The following is a 1,758-nucleotide window of genomic DNA, read 5'->3' on the forward strand; positions in this document are numbered from 1 at the left end:
GAGTCACGTTCAGGATCTCGTTACAGCCCTCGAGATTCTCGAAATCCTCCAACGTCGGATCCTGCGCCTGGAGCATGGTGCCCATCGCACCGTCCGCCACCACCACCCGAGTCGCGAGCGCCTCGCGGAGCTCGGCGGACCGGGCGTTCATGCTGCCGGCTCCGCTCCGGTCGGCCGCGGTTCGCCCACGGGTGCGAGCCCGAGGCGGCCGGGGCCGTAGGGGATGTCGGACGCGGCTCCGCCTCGCCGCATGCCCAGTGCGTCGGCCGGGGAGGCCGGTGGGACCTTGCCCGCCCGGTCGGCCAGGAGGTGGCGGGTGAGCCTTCCGGGGCGGGCCGTCAGGTGGCCGGTGGCGGCCTCTCCGCTCAGGGCGGCAGGCATGTCACACCCCCGCGGCCGCGCGGAGGGCCTCGACGCGGTCCGTACGCTCCCAGGTGAAGTCCGCGTGCTCGCGGCCGAAGTGGCCGTAGGCGGCGGTCTGGGCGTAGATCGGGCGCAGCAGGTCGAGGTCGCGGATGATGGCGGCCGGACGGAGATCGAAGACCTCGATGACGGCCTTCTCGATCCGGCCGGTGGCCACATGTGCCGTACCGAAGGTCTCGATGAACAGCCCGACCGGCTCGGCCTTGCCGATGGCGTACGCGACCTGGACCTCGCAGCGCCGCGCGAGCCCCGCGGCGACGACGTTCTTGGCGACCCAGCGCATGGCGTACGCCGCCGAGCGGTCGACCTTGGAGGGGTCCTTTCCGGAGAACGCGCCGCCGCCGTGGCGGGCCATGCCGCCGTACGTATCGATGATGATCTTGCGGCCGGTCAGGCCGGCGTCGCCCATCGGGCCGCCGATCTCGAAGCGCCCGGTCGGGTTCACCAGCAGCCGGTAGCCCTCGGTGTCCAGCTTGATGCCGTCCTCGGCGAGCTGTCGGAGAACGTGCTCGACGACGAACTCCCGGAGGTCGGGGGTGAGCAGTCCGGCGAGGTCGATGCCGGGGGCGTGCTGGGAGGAGATGACGACGGTGTCGAGGCGGACCGGGCGGCTGCCCGCGTACTCCACGGTGACCTGGGTCTTCCCGTCCGGACGCAGGTAAGGGACCGTGCCGTCCTTGCGGGCCTCGGTCAGCCGGCGCGACAGCCGGTGGGCCAGCTCGATGGGCAGCGGCATGAGGTTCGGGGTCTCATCGGACGCGTAACCGAACATGAGCCCCTGGTCGCCCGCGCCCTGCTGGGCGATCTCATCGGTGTCGAAGCCGTCGACCCGCTTCTCGTAGGCGGTGTCGACGCCCTGGGCGATGTCGGGGGACTGGCCGCCGATGGAGACGGAGACCCCGCAGGAGGCGCCGTCGAAGCCCTTCGCGGACGAGTCGTACCCGATCTCCAGTATCTTCTGCCTCACGAGTGCGGCGATCGGGGCGTAGGCGGTGGTGGTCACCTCCCCCGCGATGTGTACCTGCCCGGTGGTGATCAGCGTCTCGACCGCGACCCGCGAGGCGGGGTCCTGGGCCAGCAGTGCGTCGAGGACGGTGTCGCTGATCTGGTCGGCGATCTTGTCGGGATGGCCCTCGGTCACGGATTCAGAGGTGAACAGACGACGGGACATGCGCACTCCAGGTGTCGGGGGTTCCGGCCGAGTCGGGTCAGTAGCGGTAGTGGTCGGGCTTGAAGGGGCCCTCGACCTCGACTCCGATGTACGCCGCCTGCTCCGGGCGCAGGGTCGTGAGGCGGACGCCGAGGGCGTCGAGGTGGAGGCGGGCGACCTTCTCG

Annotated in this window: 3 protein-coding genes; all 3 read right to left on the reverse strand. The window is 71.0% G+C overall.

Features of this window, described 5'->3' with window-relative positions:
* Positions 1–147: 147 nt before the first annotated feature.
* Positions 148–381, reverse strand: coding sequence for a hypothetical protein (locus ACLJPL_RS33975; protein ID WP_411084805.1), 234 nt, complete (start codon positions 379–381; stop codon positions 148–150).
* A gap of 1 nt (position 382) precedes the next feature.
* Positions 383–1,594: a methionine adenosyltransferase gene (gene metK, locus ACLJPL_RS33980; RefSeq protein ID WP_411084806.1), complete on the reverse strand. Its 1,212-nt coding sequence runs from the start codon at positions 1,592–1,594 to the stop codon at positions 383–385.
* A gap of 37 nt (positions 1,595–1,631) precedes the next feature.
* A partial coding sequence (locus tag ACLJPL_RS33985; protein ID WP_411084800.1) for an adenosylhomocysteinase occupies positions 1,632–1,758 on the reverse strand: 127 nt, incomplete at its 5' end.

This window comes from Streptomyces sp. cmx-18-6, from assembly GCF_046548915.1.
Classification (GTDB): domain Bacteria; phylum Actinomycetota; class Actinomycetes; order Streptomycetales; family Streptomycetaceae; genus Streptomyces.

Excerpts from the sequence above, each read along its gene's own strand:
- ACLJPL_RS33975 (WP_411084805.1), bottom strand. The coding sequence starts at position 381 with ATGCCTGCCGCCCTGAGCGGAGAGGCCGCCACCGGCCACCTGACGGCC.
- metK (WP_411084806.1), bottom strand. The coding sequence starts at position 1,594 with ATGTCCCGTCGTCTGTTCACCTCTGAATCCGTGACCGAGGGCCATCCC.